Origin of the sequence: Sphingobium sp. (assembly GCA_035196065.1) — a bacterium.
Lineage (GTDB): Bacteria > Pseudomonadota > Alphaproteobacteria > Sphingomonadales > Sphingomonadaceae > Sphingorhabdus_B > Sphingorhabdus_B rara.
The window spans coordinates 1,660,466-1,684,149 of the sequence record CP136575.1 but is presented as its reverse complement, the minus strand read 5'-3'; the positions used below and the strand labels follow the sequence as shown (position 1 = coordinate 1,684,149).

27 protein-coding genes and 1 tRNA gene are annotated in these 23,684 nt (G+C 58.6%); 16 read left to right on the top strand and 12 right to left on the bottom strand.

The features are described from left to right. Positions 1–85: 85 nt before the first annotated feature. Entirely contained in the window at positions 86–883 is a 798-nt protein-coding gene (locus RSE16_08100) for an SDR family oxidoreductase (protein WRH74697.1), read from the top strand. Here RSE16_08100 and RSE16_08095 read toward each other — a convergent pair. After that, positions 880–1,566 carry a DUF4197 domain-containing protein gene (locus RSE16_08095; protein ID WRH74696.1) on the bottom strand — a complete coding sequence of 229 codons (687 nt, stop codon included), beginning with the start codon at positions 1,564–1,566 and terminating at the stop codon, positions 880–882. The two genes, RSE16_08100 and RSE16_08095, sit on opposite strands and share 4 nt — an antisense overlap. 114 nt (positions 1,567–1,680) lie before the next feature. On the opposite strand from RSE16_08095, the gene RSE16_08090 reads away from it, so the two are divergent. The 3 genes from RSE16_08090 to RSE16_08080 all read left to right on the top strand — a co-directional run bounded on the left by RSE16_08090 (position 1,681) and on the right by RSE16_08080 (position 5,853). After that, positions 1,681–3,867, top strand: a complete 2,187-nt coding sequence (locus tag RSE16_08090) for a primosomal protein N' (GenBank protein ID WRH74695.1) — start codon at positions 1,681–1,683, stop codon at positions 3,865–3,867. A gap of 297 nt (positions 3,868–4,164) precedes the next feature. Further along, the gene (locus RSE16_08085) at positions 4,165–4,917 is read left to right on the top strand and encodes a bacteriorhodopsin-like (GenBank protein WRH74694.1); all 753 of its coding nucleotides are present in this window, start codon (positions 4,165–4,167) and stop codon (positions 4,915–4,917) included. Positions 4,918–4,920: 3 nt separating this feature from the next. Further along, positions 4,921–5,853: a Brp/Blh family beta-carotene 15,15'-dioxygenase gene (locus RSE16_08080; GenBank protein WRH74693.1), complete on the top strand. Its 933-nt coding sequence runs from the start codon at positions 4,921–4,923 to the stop codon at positions 5,851–5,853. A gap of 15 nt (positions 5,854–5,868) precedes the next feature. Here RSE16_08080 and RSE16_08075 read toward each other — a convergent pair whose 3' ends face one another. Both RSE16_08075 and RSE16_08070 read right to left on the bottom strand, forming a co-directional pair. Continuing rightward, the gene (locus RSE16_08075) at positions 5,869–6,129 is read right to left on the bottom strand and encodes a hypothetical protein (GenBank protein ID WRH74692.1); all 261 of its coding nucleotides are present in this window, start codon (positions 6,127–6,129) and stop codon (positions 5,869–5,871) included. Between the two features lie 115 nt (positions 6,130–6,244). Then, positions 6,245–6,330: transfer RNA gene (locus RSE16_08070), tRNA-Tyr, on the bottom strand. A gap of 109 nt (positions 6,331–6,439) precedes the next feature. Between RSE16_08070 and rlmB the strand changes: the two genes are divergently transcribed. Genes rlmB through RSE16_08055 form a run of 3 tightly spaced genes read left to right on the top strand, consistent with a single transcriptional unit; the run spans position 6,440 to position 8,908 of the window. Further along, positions 6,440–7,210 (top strand): 23S rRNA (guanosine(2251)-2'-O)-methyltransferase RlmB, encoded by a 771-nt coding sequence (gene rlmB / locus RSE16_08065; GenBank protein WRH74691.1) that lies wholly within the window; start codon positions 6,440–6,442, stop codon positions 7,208–7,210. A 1-nt stretch (position 7,211) separates the two neighbouring features. Continuing rightward, positions 7,212–8,285: a hypothetical protein gene (locus RSE16_08060; GenBank protein WRH74690.1), complete on the top strand. Its 1,074-nt coding sequence runs from the start codon at positions 7,212–7,214 to the stop codon at positions 8,283–8,285. Next, entirely contained in the window at positions 8,285–8,908 is a 624-nt protein-coding gene (locus RSE16_08055; protein ID WRH74689.1) for a DNA-3-methyladenine glycosylase 2 family protein, read from the top strand. Before RSE16_08060 ends, RSE16_08055 begins: the two co-directional genes overlap by 1 nt. A gap of 22 nt (positions 8,909–8,930) precedes the next feature. Here RSE16_08055 and RSE16_08050 read toward each other — a convergent pair whose 3' ends face one another. Next, positions 8,931–9,503 carry a hypothetical protein gene (locus RSE16_08050; protein ID WRH74688.1) on the bottom strand — a complete coding sequence of 191 codons (573 nt, stop codon included), beginning with the start codon at positions 9,501–9,503 and terminating at the stop codon, positions 8,931–8,933. 52 nt (positions 9,504–9,555) lie between these two features. Between RSE16_08050 and RSE16_08045 the strand changes: the two genes are divergently transcribed. Beyond that, entirely contained in the window at positions 9,556–10,362 is an 807-nt protein-coding gene (locus tag RSE16_08045; GenBank protein ID WRH74687.1) for an SDR family oxidoreductase, read from the top strand. A 39-nt stretch (positions 10,363–10,401) separates the two neighbouring features. Here the strand turns inward: RSE16_08045 and RSE16_08040 are convergent, their stop codons facing one another. After that, a complete protein-coding gene (locus RSE16_08040) occupies positions 10,402–10,692 on the bottom strand; it encodes a 4a-hydroxytetrahydrobiopterin dehydratase (GenBank protein WRH74686.1) in 291 nt (96 codons plus the stop codon). Between the two features lie 49 nt (positions 10,693–10,741). Here RSE16_08040 and ccmA point away from each other — a divergent pair, with 49 nt between their 5' ends. Both ccmA and RSE16_08030 read left to right on the top strand, forming a co-directional pair. Further along, complete coding sequence (gene ccmA, locus RSE16_08035; GenBank protein WRH74685.1) at positions 10,742–11,356, top strand: heme ABC exporter ATP-binding protein CcmA; 615 nt, start codon at positions 10,742–10,744, stop codon at positions 11,354–11,356. Further along, complete coding sequence (locus tag RSE16_08030) at positions 11,353–12,000, top strand: heme exporter protein CcmB (GenBank protein ID WRH74684.1); 648 nt, start codon at positions 11,353–11,355, stop codon at positions 11,998–12,000. Before ccmA ends, RSE16_08030 begins: the two co-directional genes overlap by 4 nt. Here RSE16_08030 and RSE16_08025 read toward each other — a convergent pair whose 3' ends face one another. The 4 genes from RSE16_08025 to mscL all read right to left on the bottom strand — a co-directional run bounded on the left by RSE16_08025 (position 12,001) and on the right by mscL (position 15,725). Then, positions 12,001–12,816 (bottom strand): SDR family NAD(P)-dependent oxidoreductase, encoded by an 816-nt coding sequence (locus RSE16_08025; protein ID WRH74683.1) that lies wholly within the window; start codon positions 12,814–12,816, stop codon positions 12,001–12,003. It lies immediately after the preceding gene. Beyond that, entirely contained in the window at positions 12,813–14,006 is a 1,194-nt protein-coding gene (locus RSE16_08020) for a serine hydrolase (protein WRH74682.1), read from the bottom strand. The genes RSE16_08025 and RSE16_08020 overlap by 4 nt, the downstream gene beginning before the upstream one ends. Positions 14,007–14,019: 13 nt before the next feature. Further along, the gene (locus RSE16_08015; protein ID WRH77322.1) at positions 14,020–15,213 is read right to left on the bottom strand and encodes a cyclopropane-fatty-acyl-phospholipid synthase family protein; all 1,194 of its coding nucleotides are present in this window, start codon (positions 15,211–15,213) and stop codon (positions 14,020–14,022) included. Positions 15,214–15,320: 107 nt separating this feature from the next. Further along, positions 15,321–15,725 carry a large conductance mechanosensitive channel protein MscL gene (mscL, locus tag RSE16_08010; protein WRH74681.1) on the bottom strand — a complete coding sequence of 135 codons (405 nt, stop codon included), beginning with the start codon at positions 15,723–15,725 and terminating at the stop codon, positions 15,321–15,323. A 158-nt stretch (positions 15,726–15,883) separates the two neighbouring features. Here mscL and RSE16_08005 point away from each other — a divergent pair, with 158 nt between their 5' ends. Genes RSE16_08005 through RSE16_07990 form a run of 4 tightly spaced genes read left to right on the top strand, consistent with a single transcriptional unit; the run spans position 15,884 to position 18,542 of the window. Further along, positions 15,884–16,471 (top strand): LemA family protein, encoded by a 588-nt coding sequence (locus RSE16_08005; protein ID WRH74680.1) that lies wholly within the window; start codon positions 15,884–15,886, stop codon positions 16,469–16,471. 28 nt (positions 16,472–16,499) lie between these two features. Further along, the gene (locus RSE16_08000; GenBank protein WRH74679.1) at positions 16,500–17,321 is read left to right on the top strand and encodes a TPM domain-containing protein; all 822 of its coding nucleotides are present in this window, start codon (positions 16,500–16,502) and stop codon (positions 17,319–17,321) included. 16 nt (positions 17,322–17,337) lie between these two features. Further along, the gene (locus tag RSE16_07995) at positions 17,338–18,021 is read left to right on the top strand and encodes a hypothetical protein (GenBank protein WRH77321.1); all 684 of its coding nucleotides are present in this window, start codon (positions 17,338–17,340) and stop codon (positions 18,019–18,021) included. Next, positions 18,021–18,542 carry an NUDIX hydrolase gene (locus RSE16_07990; protein WRH74678.1) on the top strand — a complete coding sequence of 174 codons (522 nt, stop codon included), beginning with the start codon at positions 18,021–18,023 and terminating at the stop codon, positions 18,540–18,542. Before RSE16_07995 ends, RSE16_07990 begins: the two co-directional genes overlap by 1 nt. Here the strand turns inward: RSE16_07990 and RSE16_07985 are convergent. The 3 genes from RSE16_07985 to RSE16_07975 are packed head-to-tail and all read right to left on the bottom strand — an operon-like array spanning position 18,535 to position 22,333. Continuing rightward, entirely contained in the window at positions 18,535–18,816 is a 282-nt protein-coding gene (locus RSE16_07985; protein WRH74677.1) for an ETC complex I subunit, read from the bottom strand. The genes RSE16_07990 and RSE16_07985 overlap by 8 nt on opposite strands. A 42-nt stretch (positions 18,817–18,858) precedes the next feature. Then, a complete protein-coding gene (hrpB, locus tag RSE16_07980; GenBank protein WRH74676.1) occupies positions 18,859–21,270 on the bottom strand; it encodes an ATP-dependent helicase HrpB in 2,412 nt (803 codons plus the stop codon). 49 nt (positions 21,271–21,319) lie between these two features. Further along, the gene (locus RSE16_07975; protein ID WRH74675.1) at positions 21,320–22,333 is read right to left on the bottom strand and encodes a polyprenyl synthetase family protein; all 1,014 of its coding nucleotides are present in this window, start codon (positions 22,331–22,333) and stop codon (positions 21,320–21,322) included. 95 nt (positions 22,334–22,428) lie between these two features. Between RSE16_07975 and RSE16_07970 the strand changes: the two genes are divergently transcribed. Further along, positions 22,429–22,710 (top strand): chorismate mutase, encoded by a 282-nt coding sequence (locus tag RSE16_07970; protein WRH74674.1) that lies wholly within the window; start codon positions 22,429–22,431, stop codon positions 22,708–22,710. Between the two features lie 624 nt (positions 22,711–23,334). Beyond that, positions 23,335–23,607 carry a hypothetical protein gene (locus RSE16_07965; GenBank protein WRH74673.1) on the top strand — a complete coding sequence of 91 codons (273 nt, stop codon included), beginning with the start codon at positions 23,335–23,337 and terminating at the stop codon, positions 23,605–23,607. Positions 23,608–23,684 lie beyond the last annotated feature (77 nt).

Genomic DNA, 23,684 nt, shown 5'->3' with positions numbered 1-23,684 from the left:
TTTTGCGGGTGGAATCACTGCATTGCCTATTGGCAAAACTTGCGCCTAATGCACAGCGCATAATCGACGGAGAGAGGATCAAGCGATGACCGACACTTTCAACCCTGAATTACTGGCCGGCAAGGTGGCTTTTGTCGCAGGTGCATCATCGGGGATCAACCTGCGGATCGCACAACGTTATGCCCAAGCTGGCGCGAAAGTGATGGTGATCAGTCGCAGCGAAGAAAAGATCGCCGCCGCCGCCGCAACCATTTCCGGCGACGCAATCGGCATGGCCTGCGATGTGCGCGATTATGCCAAGGTCGCCGAGGCATTCGCCCATTGCCGCGACACATTTGGCGAGATCGACATCGTGCTGTCAGGTGCAGCGGGCAATTTCCTTGCGCCAGCGCTCGGAATGAGCGCCAATGCCTTCAAGACGGTGATCGATATCGACCTGCTCGGTACCTTCAACGTCTTCCACGCCAGCTATCAGCATCTGCGCAAACCGGGCGCTTCACTGGTGGCCATTACCGCAGGCCAGGCCGTGCGGCCGATGATGAACCAAATTCACGCCTGTGCGGCAAAGGCCGGCGTCAACCAGGTTACCAAATGTCTTGCCATGGAATGGGGCCCTGCAGGCGTGCGCGTCAACGCCGTCTCGCCTGGCCCGATTGGCGATACTGAAGGCATGGCGCGGCTGGCGCCCAATGAGGATTATGTCAAAGCCAGCAAAGGCCGCATCGCGCTCCGCGATTGGGGTACGAAGGACGACATCGCCGATGCCTGCCTATGGCTGGCCAGCGATGCCGCACGCTATGTGACGGGCGCTATCATCAATGTCGATGGCGGATCTGAACTGGGCGATGCGGGTGGCGACGCAACCTCCCCGCCGCAGCGCTAAAGCCGGTTCGTCACCCCAAACACACCCATCAGCAACGGATCATTGGTCCGGCGCGGATCGGCGCGGATCGCAGCCTCTTCGGCACCGATTGCGGCCCATATTGAATCTTCGGCGCGGCGCGTAATGTCGCGCCCAAGCTTTGCCATGTCAAAACCGGTCACCGACTGCACGGCGCGATTGATGACCTGATCGTCAAAAACCCGCAGGCCGTCGCTAACCCCGGGCAGCATCGCATCAAGCAGCGCGGGCCCCATTCGTCCGCGCAGGAAGGCTGTTGCGGCTTGCGGGTTCCCGCGCACGATTTCCTGAGCGGCGTCGATACTGACTGTGCGAATCGCGTCCGCAACAAGCGGCGCCGCCCGTTCTGCGCCTCGTTCTGCTGCACGGTTAAGTTGGCGCTGCAAGCGGTCGCGGAACGTCTGGCTCTGCAAGATCGCGGACAACAGGGTCGTGCCCCGACCGCCGCCAAATTCGTCGGGCAAGGCGATGCGCGCAACAGAATTATCGTAAAAACCGCCCGGCTGGAGCAGCATTGCAAAGGCATTTTGTGACGAATAGGTCAACAATCTGCGGATGATCTCGGTCAGGCTGATGCGTGGCGCCGACTGGCAACCCGGCAACAGCAATGTCGTGCCGGCAAGCCCTGCCAGCATCAATTGGCGACGGTCGAAATTCATGGTCATGGCAAAGCTCCTCTGGTCCTTATCTTTCTGTTATCATTCATTTGATGGCCGCACGATGAACGATTGCTGCAGGTGGAGGATGACGACACTGGCCTTGCGTTCTATATCGCAGCGATGAATCGCCCCCGCCCGACTGGAACGCGCGTCCGCGTTATCCTCCTGACACAGGCGATCGGGCCGCTGGACTATCGCCTGCCTGACTGGATGGATGCAGGACCCGGTTCAGTCGTGGTGGTTCCGCTGGGCCCGCGCAAACTGATCGGCGTGATCTGGGACGAGGGCTTTTTCGCCGACGAGCCGATTGACGAAACCCGTTTGCGTAACATCATCGAACTGGTCGACGTACCGCCCATTGCGCCAGGGCTGCGCCGCTTGGTCGATTGGGTGGCCGATTATTATCTCGCCAACCATGCCGCGGTGCTGCGCATGGTTTTGTCATCATCAGCAGCCTTCTCGTCAGGCGGCACAATCACCGAATATCGTCCGTCCGGGGTGGAGCCCGCACGATTGACGCCGCAACGTGCGGCGGCACTGGATGCACTGGTCGATGCCCAGGGGCTGGTGCGCGAACTGGCAGAGCAAGCCGGTGTGAGCGAAGCGGTGATCCGTGGGCTGGTCAAAGCCGGCGCGCTCGAACCGGTCAGCGTCGCCGTCGATAGCCCTTTCACCAATCCCGATCCGGGCCATCACCAGCCTGAACTGAACGCCGCACAAGAAACAGCCGCAGAAGCGATGCGCGCATCGGTGCGCACCGGGCAATTTGAACCGATTGTGCTTGATGGCGTCACGGGTTCTGGAAAGACCGAAACCTATTTCGAAGCTGTCGCAGAAGCTTTGAAATATGGCAAACAGGTACTTGTTTTATTACCAGAAATTGCCCTGACGCAACCATTTCTCCAGCGCTTCGAGACGCGCTTTGGTGTAGAGCCTGCCACATGGCACAGCGGCATGCGGCAGACGCAGCGCCGGCGCGTCTGGCGCGGCGTGGCAGAGGGGCGCGTGCAAGTTGTTGCCGGCGCGCGATCCGCGCTGTTCCTGCCCTTTGCGAAGCCGGGCCTGATCATCGTCGACGAAGCCCATGAAATCAGTTTCAAGCAGGAAGACGGCGTGCGGTATCATGCACGCGATGTTGCCGTTATGCGCGGCAAGTTCGAGGGCTTTCCGGTAGTGCTGGCAAGTGCGACGCCCGCTATTGAGAGTCGGCATATGGTATCCATCGGCCGATATACCGGTCTTGCAATACCCTCCCGCTTTGGCGCAGCACAACTTCCCACGGTCGCCGCTATAGATCTGACGCAGGATGCGCCCGAACGCGGACACTGGATTGCTCCCACCTTGCTGCGCGCACTCGAAGACAGGCTGGAACGCGGCGAACAAAGCCTGTTGTTCCTCAACCGTCGCGGCTATGCGCCGCTAACGCTGTGCCGCAGTTGCGGCCACCGTTTCCAATGCCCCAATTGCACCGCATGGATGGTCGAGCACCGGCTGGTGCGCCGCCTTGCCTGCCACCATTGCGGCCATGTGATGCCACCGCCCGACGCCTGCCCCGAATGCAGCACTGAAGACGCGCTGGTGCCGTGCGGCCCGGGTGTGGAGCGGATTTGCGAAGAGGTGAAAAGGCTGTTGCCCGATGCGCGCACCATCGTCGCCACCTCTGACACATTATGGTCGCCCGAAAAGGCTGCCGAATTTGTCGCCATGGTCGAAGAAAAGGCGATTGATATCATCATCGGGACGCAGCTTGTTACCAAGGGCTATCATTTCCCGGACCTGACGCTTGTTGGCGTGATTGACGCCGATCTGGGATTGGAAGGCGGCGATCTGCGCGCCGCAGAGCGAACCTTCCAGCAAATCGCACAGGTCGCCGGCCGCGCCGGGCGTGCGGAAAAGCCGGGAGAGGTTTTCATCCAGACGCGCAACCCTTCGCACCCGGTTATCGCAGCGCTGGTCAATGGCGACCGCGACGGATTTTATGACGCCGAAACGGCGCAACGCCAACGCGCCGGGGCCCCGCCCTTCGGCCGCTATGCCGCAATTATCGTGTCATCCGAAGATGAAGGCGAGGCCATTCAAGCAGCCCGCGCCATTGGCGGCAGCGCCCCCAAGACCGATGGCATGTATGTCTATGGCCCTGCACCCGCACCGCTTGCCATGCTGCGCGGCCGCCACCGACAGCGGCTCCTCGTCCATGCCCAACGTACGGTCGAACTGCAGGCGATACTGCGCGAATGGCTCGGCAGCCTAAATTTCCCGCGCGGCGTGCGCATCGGCGTTGATGTGGATCCCTATAGTTTCATGTGAGAGAGCGCCTGCGGGATATCGTGGCGTCGCAGAAAATTGGGAAATCTGACAGGCCTCAATCCAGCAAAAGCCAATCCGCTGCTTTGCGTTTGAAAAGCGGCCCCCTCTGGAATCCCGTAGGGGCAAAGCCCGCCCAAGAAAAAGCCGTATAGTTAATATCGGCCACACGTGAAAAATGTTACCCGCTGATACCCCTTTTTACATTTGAGGTTCAGCAAATAGGGGAGAGGGGTATGCTCAACAGGGACCTCTCCGAAATGCAGCGAAACCTATGTTCCGCTACTTAAGGAGGAAAACATGGAGTTGATTAGTCCATTCCAGTATCTACTGGTTTATAACGCTTTTTCATTCACCTTTGCGACCATGGCGGCGGCAACGCTGTTTCTTTGGCTTGGTCGGTCGCAAGTTTCAGACAATTATAAGACAGCCGTAACCATTTCCGGTCTGGTTTGCGCCATTGCAGCCTACCATTATTGGCGCATTTTCGAAAGCTGGGAAGCAGCATATATGTTCGAAAATGGCGTCCTTACCGCAACCGGTTACGCCTTTAACGATGCCTATCGCTACGTTGACTGGCTGTTAACTGTGCCGCTGCTGCTGATCGAACTCGTGCTGGTCATGCGTTTGAGCCGTGAAGAAACTGTCAGCAAGGCAACCAAGCTCGGCTTTGCTGCGGCGCTGATGATCGTATTGGGTTATCCCGGCGAAATCGCCACCGACATCCCGACCCGCGCTCTGTGGGGCACGCTCTCTGCTATTCCGTTCCTCTACATCATCTGGGAATTGTTCAGCGGCCTGAGCGCATCGATCGAACGCCAACCCGAAAGCGTGCGCGAACTGGTCAAGAAAGCCCGTTTGCTGACGTTCGCATCGTGGGGTTTCTACCCGATTGTCTATATGGCACCCTATGCAAATATCTCGGGCGGAACGGCCGAAACCGCAATCCAGATCGGCTACACAATTGCTGACCTGGTCGCCAAGGCCGCCGTTGGCGTGCTGATCTGGGTGATCGCTGTCCGCAAGTCGGAAGCAGAAGCCGCCTCGGCATAACAAATGGAACTCAGCCGATCAGTCACAGAAAACTGGTCGCCTTCCGCTGAAGGGACCGGCGCATTTCCAAAGAATGTGCCGGTCCCCATGTTTTTCTGGCCCGCCTTGATTGTCATCATCGCGCTGGCAATGTTGGACGTTTCTCTGTCCAGCAACATCGCCTTGGCCGCTGCTGCGGCACTCATTCTTATCGGCGGTTTGCCGCATGGCGCGTTCGATATCGCGTTGGCCAAGCAGGCGCTCCAATTGAAATGGTCGTCTGCAGCTATTCTGGTTGCCGCCTATCTGGGCGTCGCCGCTGCAATGGCCGCAACTTGGTTTTTCGAACCACTTTTGGCCTTGGGGCTATTCCTCGCTCTTTCCGCTGCGCACTTCGGTGAAGATTGGCGAATGATCGAATCGGGCTTGCTGCGGATCATGGCGGGTGCGTCCATCCTGTGCATACCTGCAATTGCCCATCCGCAAGAGGTGAGCTTCATTTTCAACGTGCTGGCCGGCGATGGAGCGGAATGGCTGCGCCGCATCTTGGTTGCCATCACGCCTGTCGCCATTTTGGTGACCCTGGTGGGCATGGGCCAAGCCGCCCGATCCGGAAATATCGGCTGGGCACTGGCGCAACTTACCGCTTTTGCCGCCCTTGCAACTCTGCCGCCCCAGTTCGGATTCCTGTTGTTTTTCGTATTTCTGCATTCCCCTTTGCACATGCGAAGCTTGGTACGCGACTTACCCAATTGGCCCGTGCAGCGTTTCTGGGTCTATGGCAGCGCCATCTGCATCATCTGCGCTTTGGGAATGGCTGTCTTCGCGCCGGCCTTCTTTACAGGGCAATCATCGCTGATGACAGCGGAGGCTTTTCGCACCCTTTCCGTACTGGCTGCCCCGCATCTGCTCCTGACGCTTTTCGTCGAAAAAATCCGACAGAAAACCGCTCGATAAGCCTACCGGGCAATTTCAGGCCGGGGTTTCAACAAGCTCCGCAATTTCGAACGCGAAACTCTTCCATTTCCGCATCCTTGCAGCTTCTTCGGCCGGTACGCGCTTGCGCTTGGCTTCCGCAAGCGACCGGCAATGTCCCCAGAAAACCTCGGTCTGGCCGCTTTCAAGTTCGGCCACGATCCGCCAATAATGGGTGAAGCTATCGGCGGTTGGTCCGATGGTTTTGACATAACCATCCGCCATGGTGGCCGTGAGATAGCGCCGCTTCTTCTTCATAAGCTATGTTACCATCACGCACCAAAAACGACTAGGGCTGCATCACCAAACGCCAAATTCCCGCATCGATCGAACGATCTACACAGATAGCCATGCCGGAAACTGAAGGGGTAGATGGTGGACAGGGCTGGATTCGAACCAGCGTACGGAAAACCGGGCAGATTTACAGTCTGCTGCCTTTAACCACTCGGCCACCTGTCCACATTTCCAAGGGACTTTGTTGTAAAACAAAGGGCCATTCCCCAAGAAGAAGCGGCCTATTGGCGAAACGCCGCTTGCCTGTCAATGGCCGAGATGGAATAGCGGCTTGATGAGCTCACATAAAAGTCATCGCCGCCGCGGAGCGGCCCAATTGAACGGCAATCCAAAATTCTGGGGACGCCACGCCGTGCTTGCCGCCATTGCCAATCCTGAAAGGCGGGTCATCAAAATTTGGGGCACGCGGGAGGCTCTTGCGCAGATGGATGTCCCGTCGGCAATGCCGATCCAATATTGCGACGTTACCGATCTGGCACGCTTCGTTCCGCGCGATGCGCCCCATCAGGGCATCGTCGCCGAGGTCGCGCCGCTTGAAGATGTATGGCTTTCTGACGTGCTCGAAGGGCATGAGGATGATGACCGCCCCTTGTTGATCCTCGACCAGGTCACCGATCCACATAATGTCGGCGCGATTTTCCGTTCGGCCGCGGCCTTTGATGCGATCGCGGTGGTCACGCAGGATCGTCATGCACCGCCGGAATCGGGCGTACTCGCCAAGGCGGCCTCCGGCGCGTTGGAAACCATGCCGTGGATCCGCGTCGTCAACCTGTCGCGCGCATTGGAAGAAATTGCCGACCATGGCTATTGGCGGATCGGACTAACCGGCCATGCCGACATGACCCTCGACAAGGCGCTATCTCCGCGCCGCAACGCGCTGGTGCTGGGTGCGGAAGGCGAAGGTATGCGGCATAATGTCGCCGAGCATTGCGACGCACTGGCAAAGCTGCCCATCAGTGACCGGATGGAGAGCCTGAATGTTTCCAACGCAGCAGCTGTGGCACTTTATGCCGCCGCGACGCTGCGCCAACCCAAAGGAGGCTGACATGCAAGCAAAGAAATTCGCCGCACTGGGTCTTGCGATCATCGCACCGATGAGTCTGTCGGGCTGCCTTTTGCTGCCCGGCCAGTTCGATTCCGAATTGAACGTCATGGCCGATGGGCAATTTGCCTTTACCTATAAGGGCCAGATTCAGCTGGTCGGGCTTGCCAATCTGATCAACGACACGCTGGAGGCTGACGCCACCCAGACCGAGTTTACAGCATCCTGTTACGGCGAACTGCCCGACGAAACCAAAAAGGCGAAGGACGACCGCAAGGCAAAGGCCAAGCAGAAGGCAGAGGCCGATACTGCCACCGCTGCGGCCGGGATCGCCGAGATTGGCGGCGATGATAGCGGCACGGCAGCTTCAAAATCGTCTCAAACAGATAGCGGAACGACCGACGGCTCCGAAAGCGTGTCCGAAGATGCCGCAATTGCTACAGTCGAGGCCGCGAGCGAGGATTTTGAGGAACGCGATTGCACGCCGGCAGAGGTCGAGCAGCAGAAGAAGGAATGGGACGAACAGCAGGCCAAGAACAAGAAAGATAAAGAAGCGGCCAAAAAAATGTTCGCCGCCATGCTGGGCGGGATCGATCCAAGCGACCCGAAGACAATCGAGCGTTTCACCAAGGAAGTCGAGCGTCTGGCAGCGTGGAACAAGGTCGAGCATCAGGGCAATGGCGTGTTCCTGATCGATTACGCGACCAAGGGCAGGCTTGCCGATGATTTCGCTTTTCCGGTGATCCCGCGTTATGCGCTGGGCAACCCGATGATCCACATCACCCGCTGGGATAATGGCCGCGTTCGCATCGAGGCGCCGACCTTTCACAATGACGCCGATGTTTCTTTGATGTCGTTGATGGGCGCAGGCGGCGGGATAATCCCCGGCATGGGCGGTTCAAACAACAAGTTCGAGCCGGTCGAGGTGAAGGGCAGCTTCACCATCCGCACCAACGCCCGCATCCTTGCCAATAATACTGATGAAGGTCCGGCAAATGAAGGCGGCCTTCAGGTGCTGCGCTGGGATATTGGCCCCAAAACCTATGGTCCGCCAATGGCGTTGCTGAAAATGGACTGATGGGGCTTACAGCAGCACAGATCAAGGAGTCCCTCGACGCCCTGGCAGCCCGGGAAAAGGGCTTTGCCCGGGCGCTGGAGCAGACAGGCTATCCCGAACCGCGTATACGCGAACGGGGCTACACAACGCTGCTGCGGACGATTGTCGGCCAGCAGGTCAGTGTTGCCGCAGCAGCATCGATGTGGGCAAAGCTGCAGGCACAACTTGGCCCGGAATGCGCCCCGGAAACCCTGCTTGAACAGGATTATGATGCGTTGCGTGCCTGTGGCCTCAGTCGGCAGAAACAAGGCTATGCGCGCAGTCTGGCCGAACTGGTGGTGACGGGCGCATTGCCGCTCGATTCTCTCCCCCAAGATGATGAGGAGGCGATTGCCTATCTGACACAGGTAAAGGGGATCGGGCGCTGGTCAGCAGAGATCTACTTACTCTTTGCAGAAGGCCGTCCCGATATCTGGCCCGCAGGCGACCTTGCCGTGCAGGAAGGGGTCAAACGCATCCTTGCCATGGAAACGCGGCCGACGGAAAAGCCCACGCGCGCGCTGGCTGAGGGCTGGCGACCCCATCGCGGCGCGGCAGCGATCTTTACCTGGCACTATTATGCGACGGGATTTGAGGCGCTCTGAACCGATCGCCAAGATCTCCGCTTTACAGTTTCAACCTTGGATTCAGCCGCATCACTTCGAACAGGAAGGATTTCGGCTTCTTGAAAAACTTGCTGTTGCGATTGACTGAAAGCCCGAGCAACGCCGCAGCTTCCATCACGAAATGCACGCAGTTGCGCTTGTTCAGATTATAGCTCTTCCCGCCCATGTTGCGCCATTTTTCGACATGATCGATCAACTTGCGATACTCGTCATCACTTAGCTGGAGCGAAAAATGCGCATTGCTTTTGCCGACATATTTGGCGTCCTTGGTCTCGATCATCCCCTTGACCGAACCCATCAATATTGCCGGTGAAACCGTGACCGCAGTGAAGCCATAATTGGTGTCAACAACCTCACCTGATGACTCAATTTTACCCTTCAACTTTATGAAAGCATGAGGGAAATGATCCCCAAAATCATGGCTGTAAAAGGTCGCAACGACCTGTGCATGGGCATGTGCAGGCAGGAAGGCAAGCAGAAGCGCAAACAATAAGGCGGAGAGGTGGCGGGCAAATGGCATGATCGGTTCCCGATTATCGCCGCGCCCGCCGCGCTGCAAGAGGGGCTTGACCACGCGAGCGAATTGCTGTGCTGACAATATTGAAAATAAAAGGGAGAGTCGCGGCATGGCTGCAAATCGCAAGAGCATCTTCGTCACCGGTGCTGCATCGGGATTGGGGCGTGAAATTTCACGCTATTTTGCCGAACGCGGCTGGTTCATCGGGTTGGCCGATGTGAATGAGGCGGGCCTGAAGGAAACCGCGGCCATGCTGCCCGCCGGTCAATGGTCGATCCACAAACTCGACGTGACCGACCGCGCGCAATGGAAAGCCGCACTCGCCGATTTTGCGCCGCATTGCGGCGGCACGATCGACGTGTTGTTCAACAATGCGGGCGTTGGCACGGGTGGCGCGATCCAGGATATGGAGGACGCGGATATCGACCGGATGATTGCGATCAACCTGACAGGGGTGATCAACGGTATCCGCGCAGGCTTCCCCTATCTCAAATCGGGCAGCTGCGTGCTCAACACCAGTTCGGCTGCAGGGATTTACGGCGCGGCCGGCCTGAGCGTTTACAGCGCGACAAAATTTGCCGTGCGCGGGCTGACCGAGGCGCATGACATTGAATGGCGACCGATGGGCATCAAGTCACGCTCGCTAATGCCTGGATTTATTGACACCAATATCATCGGTGCGGTGCAGCCTGGCACCAACCAGACCGGCAAGGAAAAGCTGGAAGAGGCAGGCATTCCAGTTAGCCCGGTTTCGATCATCGGCCCCGCGGCATGGGAAGCGGTGCATGGCGACAAGGTGCACACCACAGTGAATAAGACCGCAAAGCAACTCGCCTTTGCCGCGCGCTGGTTCCCCGGGCGTTTGCGCCGCCAAATGGGCGCAATGGCGGGCATCGAATCGATCGTCAAAAACTGAATCTGGCCTCCCCGGCCCCCGGTCGGGGAGCGGCCCTTTTCAGGCAAACCCCTCGATTGTGCTGGCCAGCGCGATGTCGCGTTTGGATAGGCCGCCGGCATCGTGGGTTGTCAGCAGAATTTCGACACGATTGTAGACGTTAAACCATTCGGGATGATGGTCGGCCTTTTCGGCGAGGATGGCCACGCGCGACATGAAAGCAAATGCTTCGGCAAAATCGGCAAAGCGAAAACTGCGGCGGATACCGCGGGCATCGGCGTCATAAGTCCAGAGTGGCAATGCCGCCAGTGCCGCTATGCGTTCGCCTTCGTCCAATTCGCGGACACTCATCCTACTCTCCTGTCTTTGCTTTTTGCGCAGGCCGTGCCTATGTCGGCCAATGCAGCGCGGTCAAGCCGTAACACCAGCCCTTTCTTTATCCCGCATCGCTTTGTGGCGCGGCGGGCGTCTGGTGCTGCGCGATTTCAGCCTCGACGTCGGCGCAGGCGAAATGATCTGGGTGCGCGGGGCAAATGGCAGCGGAAAATCGACGCTCTTTCGGGCATTATCGGGTCTTTTGCCAGTTGTTTCCGGAACAATGGTAATCGAGGGCGCGATCGCGCTGTGCGACGACAATCTTGCCTTGGATCTCGATCAGAGCCTTGAAGATGCGATCAAGTTCTGGACGCGCCTTGATGGCATCGCCCCTGCCCGTCTCGAGGCAGCACTCGAAACGCTCGACCTTATAAAGCTCAGCGACCTACCGATGCGCCTGCTTTCCACCGGCCAGAAAAAGCGCGGCGCGCTGGCAAGGCTGCTGGCTTCACAGGCGCCAATCTGGCTTTTGGACGAACCCTATAACGGCCTCGACCAAGCCAATGTTGCACGGCTCGATACCGCGCTCAGCAAACATGTCGACGCCGGCGGGATCGCGCTTGTCGCATCGCATATTGCGCCAACCGTGAATATCAGCCGCAGCATCCTGCTCGATCGTGCGCGCGAGGAGATCGCATGAACGGTTTTCTGGCGATCGCATGGCGGGACGTGCGGCTTGCATGGACGGGCGGTGGCCTTTGGCTGCCGATTGTCTTCTACCTCGCCGTGGCGACACTCTTCCCCTTTGCAGCGGGCCCGGACAAGGCATTGCTCGCACGCGTTGGCGGCAGCATATTGTGGATCGCCGCGCTGCTTGCCAGCCTGTTGCCGATTGAACGCCTTGTCCTGCCTGATCGTCAGGCGGGTGTGCTCGACCAACTATATCTGCGCGGATGGGCCGATGAATGGATCGCGGCCGCCAAGATCGCAGGGCATATCACCGGTTTCGGCCTGCCCTTGCTATTGACGACGCCGATTGCCATCGCCTTGCTCGGCGTACCAGACGCGCAGGCAGGCACTCTGGTGCTCGGCCTTGCGCTTGCGCTTCCCGCCTTTGCCGGCCTTGGCGTAACGATTGCCGCGCTGACCGCAGGGTTGAATGGGGCGTCCGCGCTTGGCGGATTGCTGCTGGTTCCGCTTGCGATACCTATCCTGATCTTCGGCGCCGGGACGCTCGATCCCAATCCGGGCGCGGCAATGGAATTGCTCGCCGCCACCAGCCTTGCGATCACCGCATTGTCGCCCTTCGCCGCCGGCGCCGCCTTGCGGGCGGCGCGCGACTGATCAGTTGTTCTCTGCCGCCATTTTCTGCGCATAGCCGGCCGCAACGGAAGCAGCCATCATGTTGAACAGTTTTTCAGGTTCCTTTGCGCGCAGGTCGACAATGGCAGCCTCCATCCCCTCTGCGATCAGCAATTCGCGCGTCCCTGCGTCCATCGCGTCCCAGATCCGCTGCGCAGCGACCTCCGGCGGATAGCCATTTTCGATCGCGTGATCGCTGACGCCACGGGTCGAGCCATCGGCGGTGAGTGCATTTTTTGAAACGCCGGTCCGCACCGAACCCGGCGTCACCACCAGCACGCGCAGTCCCAGCCCGTCGGTTTCAGCCCGCAGCGCGTCTGCATAGCCAATCAGCCCGTGCTTTGCCGCACTATAGGCCGTGCGCATCGGCGAACCAACCTTGCCGGCAACGCTGGAAATCATCACGACATGCCCCGATCCGCGTGCGACCATATGCGGCAATAGCGCCTGCGTCAGCGCGATCGGCGCGAGCAAATCGACGTCAACAATCTTCTGATAGACAGGAAATGCGGTATCGACAGCGAGCGAGCGTTGCGAAATCCCGGCATTATTGACCAGCACGTCAACGCCACCAGCAAAGGCCACTGCTTGATCAACCAGCGCCGGTATTGCGCTATAATCGGTGCTCTCAAACGGCAGCACCAGACAACGATCGGGTGCAACCGATGCCACCGCCTCCAGCGCGGCAACATTGCGGCCTGAAAGCACGCAATGCCCGCCACGGGCCAGCCATTCCTTTGCCAGCGCCTCGCCAATGCCTGACGATGCCCCGGTTATCCAAGCTGTCTTCCCGCTCATTTGCTACCCTTTGCTGTTTCGGCGTCGATCGCCGCACGTACCTTTTTGTAGAATTCCTCGCGCGCAGGCCCCGCTACGGGATCACTCGCGCGCGGCCAGTTGCTGTTCGAAGCGATCACCAACCGCCGCTTTGGATCGATGAAGATGCCCTGCCCGAAAATGCCCTGCGCGGCATAGCTGCCGTCATCATAGGTCCACCACTGAAAGCCATAGCCCCTGCCCGGATTGCCGATATCGGCCTGCTTGGTCGTTGCCCGGGCAATCCAGCCTTCAGGCAGCACTGCCTTGCCGCCCGCCATGCCACCGCCGAGGATGAACTGCCCAAAGCGGGCATAATCGCGGGTCGACGCCTGCAGGCAGCAACCGCTGATTTCAGCTCCGGTAGAACCCAGCAACCAGCTTGCATCCTGCTCCATGCCAAAAGGTATCCAGACCTTTTCCGTCAGATAGGCGGAGAGCGTCTTGCCGGTCGCCTTGCTAACCAGCACCCCGATCAGGTTTGTCTCGCCGGTCTTGTAAACCCATTTGCTGCCGGCCGGAGCTTCACGCGGCAATTTGCGCATATAGCTGACCGTAGTGTCGATCCCGGGCTCGGGCTTATGTTCGTTGAAGAGCGCAACATCGGACTTGGGATCTTCATAATCCTCATTCCATTTGATCCCCGATGTCATGGTCAGCAATTGCGCGACCGTCACATCGTCATAGGCCGACCCCTTCATTTCGGGGATATATACCGTCACCTTGTCATCCAGGCTCTTGATATAACCGTCCTTGATCGCTGCTCCGACCAATGTCGAAGTGAAGGATTTGGCGACAGAGAAGCTCGTCCATTTGCCATTGCCATCAAAATCGAGGCCATATTTTTCAAGCCGGATTTTGCCATCCTGCACGATCACAAGGCCGGCCGTGCGCTGTGCCTTCATATAGGCATCGACATCGATCGAGAGCGGCGCGCCCTTGGGTAGCGGATAAACGCTGTCGCCGGCATCGATGATGTTCGCCTTTGCCAAGACCGGAAGCCGGTCCATCGCGCGGAATGCCGCGTCGCGCTGGGCGATTGACCAGAAGAGGACATTGCGATCGGTGGGCAGATTTGCGGCAAGGCTGCGCATGTCCTTGTCCATGCTGAACCAGCCGATCCCGCCCGCTGCCGCGATCACGAGCAGCAGCCCGACGATCCATTTCTTCATGATTTTCCTCTCCCTAACTCTTCACCAGCGTTACCTGCGCGACATTGATGCCGCCGCCGCGAAATCCGCCTTCGCAATACATCAGGTAAAATTGCCAGAGCGCAACGAAATTCGCATCGAAACCGGCAGGCAATTGTCGCTGTGCCGCCGCAGCATCGAAACGGATGCGCCATTGCTTCAGTGTTTCGGCATAATGCAGACCATAATCGACCTGATTATGCCAAGCGAGTCCCCGCGCTTCGGCCAGCGCACGGAAGCGGCTTTCAGAGAGCAGCATACCGCCCGGGAAGATATAGCGCTGGATGAAATCCTGTCCGCTCGCATATTGATCGAAAATATCATCCTCGATGCGGATATATTGCAGCGCCGCCCGCCCGCCCGGTTTCAGGCAACGGGCAATGCAATCCAGATAGGCGGGCCAATATTCCTGCCCCACCGCCTCCACCATTTCGACGCTGGCAATGGCATCATATTGGTCGCCCATATCGCGATAGTCAGTGAGGCTGACCGCCCAATGCCGCTTGTCCGCCAGCCGCTCCTTGGCGAAGCGAATCTGCTCGGGCGAGAGGCTGATGCCATGATAGACAATGTCGGCACGTGCCAGCGCTACCTCTGCAAGACCGCCCCAGCCGCAGCCAATCTCCAGCAACCGGTCACCCGGTTTGAGATCTAGCCGGTCAAGGACAAGATCGATCTTGCGTCGCTGTGCTGCCTCCAATGATGCGCCCTGCGGGGTCGGCGCGCCAAACACCGCGCTAGAATAGGTCATCGTAGGATCGAGCCAGGCCGCGTAGAAATCATTGCCCAGATCATAATGCGCGCCAACATTATCGCGCGCCTTCGCCTTTGTGTTGCGGCGTAGCCATTGCGCCAAGCGCCCGGCAAGTTTGGCAAGCCCCGACGCGCGACCTACCGCGCCCAGCGCAACGCGGTTGCGCATAAACAGATCGAATATCGGCACAAGATCGGGGCTGCTCCATTCGCCCGCGGCCCAACCCTCATACCAGCCGATCGAACCGCCTCGGACCAGCCGCAATAGCGCCCGCCAGCTATGGACATGAACGATCGCTTGGGGCCCCGGACGGCGGTTACCGAGCAACCGCTTCGTCCCGTCAGGCAGATGACCCTCAATGGCACCGTCCTGCAACCCCGCATCAATGCGGGCGAGGATGGCGTTGATGAAGCGGGCCGACAGCTTCACCTGCATGCTGGCAAAAAGGCCGCCCTTCGAACCCGGCAAATTGATCTGCCGGACGAGATGGCGGCCTCTGTCATGCTCCGGTGCGGTCATGTCACCGGTTTAATCGCTACGCGCTATTTCTTCAACGCATCCCGGATTTCAGTGAGCAGATCGACTTCGCTCGGCCCGGCGGGCGGTGCCATTTTCGCAAAGAAGCCATTTGCCTTGCGCACGATCAGAAAGATGATGAAGGCAAGGATCAGGAAATTGATCAACTTGGTAATGAAACTGCCATAGGCAAGCACCGTCGCCGTCTTGCGGGCTTCTTCCAGCGAAGCTCCATCAGCGGCTGTCCCGGCCAAAACGACAAACATATTCGAAAAATCGACGCCGCCGCCAGTCAGCAGCGAGATGAAGGGCATAATCATATCGTCGGTCAACGAGGCAACAATTGTCCCGAATGCCGCACCAATCAAAACACCTACTGCAAGATCGAGCACATTCCCGCGTGCTACAAAGGCTCCAAATTCCTTGAACATGCTAATTCTCCCTATAATCCACCTCGAGAATTGGAAGGTTACGCGCATTCGACCGCAAGTCGATGTAATGACGTGTAAATTTTTGCAGCGATTGAATTGCCCAACGCACTGCCCTATGTAGACAATACACATTGTCCTGCGGGGAAGGAGTTCAGCTTATGCGTTCCGATTATGCCAAGTTTCTGCTGGTGCCTATTGCGGCGGTTTCGCTGTCGGGCTGCGGAATCAACAGCGTTCCTACTGCCGAAGAAAATGCCAAGGCCAAATGGGCTAATGTTGAGAGCGCCTATCAACGTCGCGCCGATCTCGTCCCCAATCTGGTTGCGACGGTCAAGGCCGCTGCTGCATCCGAAACGCAGATATTGACGCAGGTGACCGAGGCACGTTCGCGCGCAACATCGATTAACATCACGACCGACGATCTGTCCGATCCTGAAACCTTCCGCAAATTTGAGGAAGGGCAGAACCAGCTGACCCAGGCCTTGGGTCAACTCCGCACCGTCGTGGAGGCCTATCCGCAGTTACAGAGCCAGCAGGGTTTCAAAGATCTGAATATCGAACTGGCCGGCACCGAAAACCGGATCAACACCGCCCGCATGCGTTATAATGAGGCGGTGCAGCAATATAACACAACGATCCGGACCTTTCCCGACATCATCGGCGCAAAGGTCATCCATGGTGCCAAACCCATGACGCCCTTCCGCGCCGCGGCTGGTGCAGAAAAAGCGCCTGAAGTGAAGTTCTAGGCCAGATGGAGCAGCAGGCAACCCAATCATGAACAGGCTATTGGCCGCCCTCACGCTTGCGGTTGCGCTTCTTGCGGGGAGCATGGCGCATGCAAAGCTGCCCGACCGTCCGGCAGGGCCGGTCTATGACGGGGCAGCGATCATTCCCGATACGGTGGAAGCCGGAATCGACGCGAAATTGCGTGCGTTGAGCAAGGAAACGGGCAAGACGCTGATCGTGGCGACTGTGCCCTCGCTCGATGATCGCGTGATCGAGGAATATGCGGTCGAACTTTACGAAACATGGGGCATTGGCGATGCTGAAAAGGATGAAGGCGCGCTGATCCTTGTCGCGCCCAATGAACGACGCACGCGGATCGAGGTTGGCCTTGGTTCCGAGGCGGTTTTACCCGATGCACTGGCTGGTCGCATAATCGACCAGCAGATGATCCCCCGCTTCAAGGAGGGCAATTTCGGCGGCGGCATCGATCAGGCGACCGACGCAGTCATCGCTCAGCTGAAACGCGAACCCACTGATGCGCTGGCCGTGGCTGCAGCCGCCGAACGTGCAGCCAAGCAAGGCGGATCAGACAGGCGCGGTGCCAGCGGATGGGGCATGGTGCTGTTCTGGTTGTTCATCCTCTTCTTCTTCGTCTTTCCTCTTATTGGTTCCCTATCGCGCGGCGGGCGCAAATATCGCGGCAAGCGGCGCGATCATTGGGGCGGGCCTGTGATCATCTGGGGCGGCGGTTCGGATTGGGGCGGTTCGTCACGCTCTTCATGGGGCGGCGGCGGCGGTTTTGGAGGCGGCGGCTTTGGAGGCTTTGGCGGCGGCATATCCGGCGGCGGCGGCGCGTCGGGCGGATGGTAAGGAATAAATGATGGCAATCCGCAAGATCAGCCATGTCAGCGAAGACGACCACCGGCTTGTAAGCGCCGCAGTGGCGGAGGCCGAACAGCATACAAGCGGCGAGATCGTCACCATCGTGTCCGACATGTCCGATGATTATGACGATGCAGCGCTAGTCTGGGCCAGCGTCATTACATTTCTGGCCCTTTCGGTCATCGCCTTCATGCCCGATTTCTATCTGGGCTTGCTCCATGGTCTGTTCGGCGGATGGGACCATGACTGGACGGCCAGCGAATATCTGGCACTGCTCTTCCTCTTTCTGGGTGGCAAGTGGCTTGGCAGTTGGGCCTTGATGCAATGGACGCCGCTCCGCCTCGCCCTGACGCCCAAACATATCAAAATGCGCCGCGTACGCGCACGGGCCATTGAGCTGTTCCGGGTCGGCACCGAAAGCAAGACGACCGGCCGCACCGGCGTCCTCCTCTATCTGTCGATGCGTGAGCACCGGGCCGAAATCGTCGCCGACGCAGCCATTGCCGGCAAGGTCGCGCCCGAAATCTGGGGCGACGCGATGATCGCCCTGGTAGATCATGTCCGCGAGGGCAGACCCGGCGAGGGCATGGCAGAGGCGGTCCGCCAAATGGGCGGTGTGCTTGCTGAACATTTCCCCAAGGGCAGCGAAAATCCCAATGAATTACCCGACAGGCTGATCGAAATCTGATGGCTGACAGCGACTTACCCGAAGAAATTGTCTGGCAGGGCAAATTCGTCACCGCCAAGCGCAAAGGTCGGTGGGAATATGTCGGCCGCGCGCGCGGCATCAAGGCGGCGGTGATTGTCGCAGTCGAAGATGATCATGTGCTGCTGGTCGAACAATATCGTGTGCCGCTGGGCCGTAACTGCATTGAATTGCCCGCGGGGTTGATCGGCGACGAGACCGAGGGCGAAGATCCCCTGGTTGCCGCCGGCCGCGAACTGGAAGAAGAAACCGGCTATCGCGCCGCCCGACTGGAAAGCTTGGGCGAATATTATTCCTCGCCTGGGATGGTCAGCGAAAGTTTCACCCTGGTGCGCGCCACTGGCCTGCAAAAGGTTGGTGATGGCGGCGGCGTAGACGACGAAGGCATTACCCCCCACCGCGTGCGTATCGCCGATCTACAGCAGTTTTTGGACGACAAACGCGCAGATGGCTGCGGCATAGACGTGCGGCTTTTGCTGCTATTGGGCAGCCAGCTTATCTGAAATTGTCAGCATAGGCCTGCAGCTTCAGCACCTTGGGCGCTGCCGGGATCACCGTGTAGCTGATTCCGTTTTTCTCGGCATAGGCCTTGGCCGCATCGAGCGATTTGAACTTGAGGTTCAATTGCCGGCGCGTATCCGCAGACCCTGCCCAACCCATCAACGGATCGGGACGCTGTGCATCCGCCGGATTATATTCGAGCGCCCATTCGCCGGAGCCGGCACGGCCCGACTGCATGGCATTTTTCGATTTCTGGATGATGCGTGCCTGAGTCATGACTGCGCCTTTCCCTTATTTGCAGGCGTGGATCAAGCCCCTTCACAGCCCCTGCTTCTTCTTCGTCTTCAAACTCGCGGCGGCGGCGGCAGGATCATCGGGCCAATGATGCCTAGGATAGCGGCCGCGCATGTCTTTCGCGACATCGGCCCAACTGCCTTTCCAGAAACCGGGCAGGTCGCGCGTCGTTTGGATCGGCCGCCCGGCAGGCGAGGTCAGCGAAAGGACAAGCGGGGTCCGCTTTGCACCGATCAACGGATGTTCGGATAATCCGAACAGCGCCTGCACCCGCAATTCGACCGTCGGCCCCGCCTCTGCGGCATAATCGATGGCATGGGTCGTGCCCGCAGGCGAAGTGAAATGCGCAGGGGCCAGCCGTTCGACCTGCTGCTGCCCGTCCCATCCGACAATCCCAAGCAACGCGTTATAAAGCGCGCCGGCATCAACATCTGCCAACCGGCGCTTACCGTTCAGCAACGGCGCAAGCCAGAGTTCGAGGCTGTCGAGCAAATCCGCATCGCCGAGGCCATCCACCCCCGCCCATAAGGCACGTTCGCGCAAACGGATCGCGGCATCGGTCCAGGGGAGCAGTGCGAGGCCATGATCGCGCACCCCTTCCAGCAATGCCGCGACGATATCGGCTGGGTCAGCCTTTGCATCTTGCCCCTTGGACAAGGTGATCGCGCCCAGTCGTCGACCGCTTGTCGTACGCACACCGCCTGTCGCCGGATCAAAGGTCACATGCGCGCCGCTGATGATGCGGTCGCCAAAAAGCGCCTCAATCTCGGCAAAATCGATCTGTGCGGCAGACAGGATGCGCGCGCCAGATGCAGCGCCCTGAATGTCGGCAACAGCCAGCCATTCTGCGCGGGCCAACGCATGTGCAGGATCGAGCCTATAGCCCCTGCCCCCGACGCTTTGCCAATATTCGCCCGATGCATCGCGACGTTTGGCGATCCGTTCTGGGTAAGCGAGCGCGACCATCGCCCCGACCCGCCCATCCCCGGAGCCAGCGGCCACCTGTTTCGCCCATTTGCGCGCCAAGCCCTTTGCTGCATCGGCGCGTTTGCCGCGATCACGATGCCAGCGCTCCAGCCGCCTTTCCAGATCGGTGTCGTCACCGCCAAGCCCCCGTTCGGACAAGAGCATAGCGACCTGCGCGGCCAGTTCGCCAAGCCCCATTTGGGCTGCCGCCACCAACATATGGGCAAGACGCGGCGGCAGGGGCAGTTTTGCGATCGCACGGCCATGCCCGGTGGGCCGGCCGCCTTCATCAAGAGCGCCGAGACTGGACAGGCGTTCGCGGGCCTCAGCGAGCGCGGCCTTTGGCGGGGCATCCAGCCAATGCAGCGACGCTGGATCAGTAACGCCCCATAGCGCGCAATCGAGCAGCAATGGCGAAAGGTCCGCCTCCATAATCTCGGGTGGATCAAAGGGCGGCAGGCCGGCAGTCGCGGCCTCTTCCCACAGGCGATAGGCAATGCCCGGTCCTTGGCGCGCGGCACGGCCGGCACGCTGGGTGGCGGCGGCCTGGCTCGCCCGTTCAGTGACAAGACGGGTCGAACCTGCGGCACGATCATAGCGCGCGCGACGGGCAAGCCCGCTATCGACAACAATGCGCACACCGTCGATCGTCAGACTGGTTTCGGCAATTGAGGTCGCCAAGATCACCTTGCGGCCTGCACCCTTGCGGATCGCGGCGCGCTGCTCAGCGGGATCTAGGCTGCCGTGCAGGCGGTGGATGTCCGCTGCAATCCCTGTCAGCCGCTCTGCGGTGCGTTCGATCTCGGCCACACCGGGGAGGAAAGCGAGCAGATCGCCCTCGGCTTCCTCGGCCAGTGCACGGCGAATAGCGGACGCCATTTCATCCTCAATCCGCGCCTCGGCCCGGCGACCAACATGACGCAACGTCAACGGATGCGAACGCCCCTTGCTTTCGATCAGCGGCGCATCCATCAATTTGGCAAAGCGGCTGCCGTCAAGCGTCGCCGACATCGCCACCAGCCGCAGGTCAGACCGCAATCCCGCCTGCACGTCCAGCGCCAAAGCAAGGCCAAAATCGCTGTCAAGGCTGCGCTCATGCACCTCGTCAAACAGCACGGCAGAAATACCCGTCAGTTCAGGATCATCCTGTATGCGGTTGCGGAAAATGCCTTCGGTCAGCACCAATATGCGGGTACGCGCCGACAATTTGCTGTCCATGCGCGTTGCGTAGCCGACCAGTCCGCCAACCGCTTCGCCCGAAAGCTCTGCGATACGTTCTGCGGCAGCCCTTGCGGCAAGCCGGCGTGGTGAGAGCAGCAGGATTTGGCCGTCGCACCAAGCCTCTTCGAGCAAGGCTGACGCCACCATTGTTGTCTTACCCGCACCCGGCGGCGCGATCAGCACGGCATTGGGGCCAGCGGCAAGCGCGGCCTTTAATTGCGACAGAACAGCTTCGACAGGAAGGGTCACACGCCTCAGAGCCTGTCCTGTTCGGATTGAGGCGTCGTCATCGCAGCCTCTAATAGGCGCGGGCGATGGCAAACTCCACAGCCTCGACCAGCGCGTCTTTGGCAGCGCCGCCAGCAAAGGGGCCGAGTGCGTCGATGGCACGCTGGCCATAATGGCGCGCCCGTTCCAGCGTATCGTCAATCGCATTATGCTGGCGCAGCAGGGCCGTTGCATGGGCAAGATCGGCATCGCTGACGCGGTGGCCGAGCATAGCATTGCGCCAGAAATCCTTTTCCTCAGCTGTCCCGCGACTGTGCGCGAGAATGACCGGCAGGGTTACTTTACCGTCGCGGAAATCGTCGCCAATATCCTTGCCCATTGTCACGCCGTCAGAGACATAGTCGATCGCATCATCGACCAACTGAAATGCAATACCCAGATTGCGGCCATAGCTATCAAGCGCCAGTTCATCCGCTTCCGGCCGTTCGGCAACCACGGCGGCAATCCGGCAAGCAGCCGCGAATAGCGCCGCAGTTTTTGCGCCGATAATGTCGAGATATTTTTCCTCGCCAGTCGCAATCTGGCGCTGCGCGGTCAACTGGTTGACTTCGCCCTCGGCGATGATCGCCGATGTGCTGGAAAGGATCTTCAATACCTTGAGCGATCCATCCTCTACCATCAGTTCGAAAGAGCGGCTGAACAGGAAGTCGCCAACAAGTACCGCGGCCGGATTGCCAAAAATCAGGTTTGCGGCGGTCTTGCCGCGACGCATCTCGCTGCCGTCAACGACATCATCATGCAGCAGCGTTGCGGTGTGGATGAATTCAACCGCAGCAGCCAGCTTGTGGTGGCGTTCGCCCGGATAGTCGAGCAACGACGCACAGGCGAGCGTAAGCATCGGCCGCATCCGCTTTCCGCCGCCGGCGATCAGATGTCCGGCCAATTCGGGGATCAAAGGAATTTCGGACTGCATCCGATCGAGGATCACGGCATTCACCCGGTTCATCCCCGGCGCGACAAGATTGAGCATCGGTTGCAGCGAAGGCGCGCGATTGCCGCCGATCTGGTGAATTGAAGCCGTCATCCGGCTTGCCCTGCCAAGCGGCAACCGCGCGCGCAAGTGCAAAAGGTTGAAAAGCGCTTGTCGGACGCTGAAGCAGGCGGCATGGATAGATTACGATGGCTGATGAAATCCTGAACCGTTACCGCCAAAGCATCGACAATATCGATGCCGCCCTTGTGTTCATGCTCGCTGAGCGCTTCAAGATCACGCAGGCCGTGGGCGAATATAAGGCGAGCACCAGCCTGCCCCCCGCAGATCCCGGCCGAGAAGAACGGCAGATCGAGCGGCTGCGGCAATTGGCCAAGGAAGCTGATCTCGATCCCGACTTCACCGAGAAATTCCTGCGCTTCATCATCAACGAAGTCATCCGCCACCACGAACGAATCCGCCAAGGCTGATCCGCACAACAAACAGCCCCTAGGGAGGGGCTGCAAGGTCGGGTAGGGTTCGCTGTACTTTTATGCTGACCGGATCGTTGGTACGATCCAGCCTCTTCTGCGGTCGTTGGCCATTTGTTTGCCGCAGTATCTAAAAACCGAGCGGCGGGATTGGGATTCCATGATCTGAACGCGAGAGCGGCTGCGGATGCTCCATCCCAGGGGGGCACATGAATATTCGCCTAAAAATAGCCTTCATGTTGCGATCTTCACTATCCAGATCAAGACTTCATAAATACTCGATTATTCTTCATATTTACTTGATCATCATAAATTCAAAAATGACTTAGTTTAACATCATTATCCCAAGTGATTAAAACTAATATATTTCGAATAAATGCCGAACTTGCATTCAATTCAGTTTCAAATGCAACCAATTTGAATATATAATTGAATATTTTATACAATCCGCCTTGAAATTTTCCCCTATATTTAAGGAATAAAAAAAAGGGTCTCGTCGCCAAATGGGAGAAAATAAATATATTTATCGCTATCTTAAATTGCGAGTGATAAAATACATGGATATTTTAATATTAAACATTAATTTGTAATATTCAAATAATATCCGCGCAGGAAATTCAAGTTATGCTTGATAAAATAGAATTTCTCTTTGAACTTGAAAATAAGAAAAAGATAAAGTGCCTGCATAATGAATTAAAAATTATTTATGAACTTTTGAGAAACGGCCCAACATCCTCGCTCGCAATTATGCGGAAAACGAACAGGTCAATTTCGGCGCATAATAGCGATCTGAAAAGGCTGATGGCCTTGGGTGCCATTCGGCAGGTAGATCATGATGGCGATGGCCGCGTGAAGCTCTACGACGTCAATCGCGAATATATCAGCCTAGAAGACTAAGCGCAGAGAGCCGCCTCGTCGCACAACAATAAGCCGCTGCAGCGAGGATTGCGGCTCCTTCACCTTGTCTCAGCGCT

What these genes read in the sequence shown, in the direction of transcription:
- RSE16_08100 (WRH74697.1), top strand. Translation starts at nt 86, where the DNA reads ATGACCGACACTTTCAACCCTGAATTACTGGCCGGCAAGGTGGCTTTT.
- RSE16_08095 (WRH74696.1), bottom strand. Translation starts at nt 1,566, where the DNA reads ATGACCATGAATTTCGACCGTCGCCAATTGATGCTGGCAGGGCTTGCC.
- RSE16_08090 (WRH74695.1), top strand. Translation starts at nt 1,681, where the DNA reads ATGAATCGCCCCCGCCCGACTGGAACGCGCGTCCGCGTTATCCTCCTG.
- RSE16_08085 (WRH74694.1), top strand. Translation starts at nt 4,165, where the DNA reads ATGGAGTTGATTAGTCCATTCCAGTATCTACTGGTTTATAACGCTTTT.
- RSE16_08080 (WRH74693.1), top strand. Translation starts at nt 4,921, where the DNA reads ATGGAACTCAGCCGATCAGTCACAGAAAACTGGTCGCCTTCCGCTGAA.
- RSE16_08075 (WRH74692.1), bottom strand. Translation starts at nt 6,129, where the DNA reads ATGAAGAAGAAGCGGCGCTATCTCACGGCCACCATGGCGGATGGTTAT.
- rlmB (WRH74691.1), top strand. Translation starts at nt 6,440, where the DNA reads ATGAGCTCACATAAAAGTCATCGCCGCCGCGGAGCGGCCCAATTGAAC.
- RSE16_08060 (WRH74690.1), top strand. Translation starts at nt 7,212, where the DNA reads ATGCAAGCAAAGAAATTCGCCGCACTGGGTCTTGCGATCATCGCACCG.
- RSE16_08055 (WRH74689.1), top strand. Translation starts at nt 8,285, where the DNA reads ATGGGGCTTACAGCAGCACAGATCAAGGAGTCCCTCGACGCCCTGGCA.
- RSE16_08045 (WRH74687.1), top strand. Translation starts at nt 9,556, where the DNA reads ATGGCTGCAAATCGCAAGAGCATCTTCGTCACCGGTGCTGCATCGGGA.
- RSE16_08040 (WRH74686.1), bottom strand. Translation starts at nt 10,692, where the DNA reads ATGAGTGTCCGCGAATTGGACGAAGGCGAACGCATAGCGGCACTGGCG.
- ccmA (WRH74685.1), top strand. Translation starts at nt 10,742, where the DNA reads ATGCAGCGCGGTCAAGCCGTAACACCAGCCCTTTCTTTATCCCGCATC.
- RSE16_08030 (WRH74684.1), top strand. Translation starts at nt 11,353, where the DNA reads ATGAACGGTTTTCTGGCGATCGCATGGCGGGACGTGCGGCTTGCATGG.
- RSE16_08025 (WRH74683.1), bottom strand. Translation starts at nt 12,816, where the DNA reads ATGAGCGGGAAGACAGCTTGGATAACCGGGGCATCGTCAGGCATTGGC.
- RSE16_08020 (WRH74682.1), bottom strand. Translation starts at nt 14,006, where the DNA reads ATGAAGAAATGGATCGTCGGGCTGCTGCTCGTGATCGCGGCAGCGGGC.
- RSE16_08015 (WRH77322.1), bottom strand. Translation starts at nt 15,213, where the DNA reads ATGCAGGTGAAGCTGTCGGCCCGCTTCATCAACGCCATCCTCGCCCGC.
- mscL (WRH74681.1), bottom strand. Translation starts at nt 15,725, where the DNA reads ATGTTCAAGGAATTTGGAGCCTTTGTAGCACGCGGGAATGTGCTCGAT.
- RSE16_08005 (WRH74680.1), top strand. Translation starts at nt 15,884, where the DNA reads ATGCGTTCCGATTATGCCAAGTTTCTGCTGGTGCCTATTGCGGCGGTT.
- RSE16_08000 (WRH74679.1), top strand. Translation starts at nt 16,500, where the DNA reads ATGAACAGGCTATTGGCCGCCCTCACGCTTGCGGTTGCGCTTCTTGCG.
- RSE16_07990 (WRH74678.1), top strand. Translation starts at nt 18,021, where the DNA reads ATGGCTGACAGCGACTTACCCGAAGAAATTGTCTGGCAGGGCAAATTC.
- RSE16_07985 (WRH74677.1), bottom strand. Translation starts at nt 18,816, where the DNA reads ATGACTCAGGCACGCATCATCCAGAAATCGAAAAATGCCATGCAGTCG.
- RSE16_07975 (WRH74675.1), bottom strand. Translation starts at nt 22,333, where the DNA reads ATGACGGCTTCAATTCACCAGATCGGCGGCAATCGCGCGCCTTCGCTG.
- RSE16_07970 (WRH74674.1), top strand. Translation starts at nt 22,429, where the DNA reads ATGGCTGATGAAATCCTGAACCGTTACCGCCAAAGCATCGACAATATC.
- RSE16_07965 (WRH74673.1), top strand. Translation starts at nt 23,335, where the DNA reads ATGCTTGATAAAATAGAATTTCTCTTTGAACTTGAAAATAAGAAAAAG.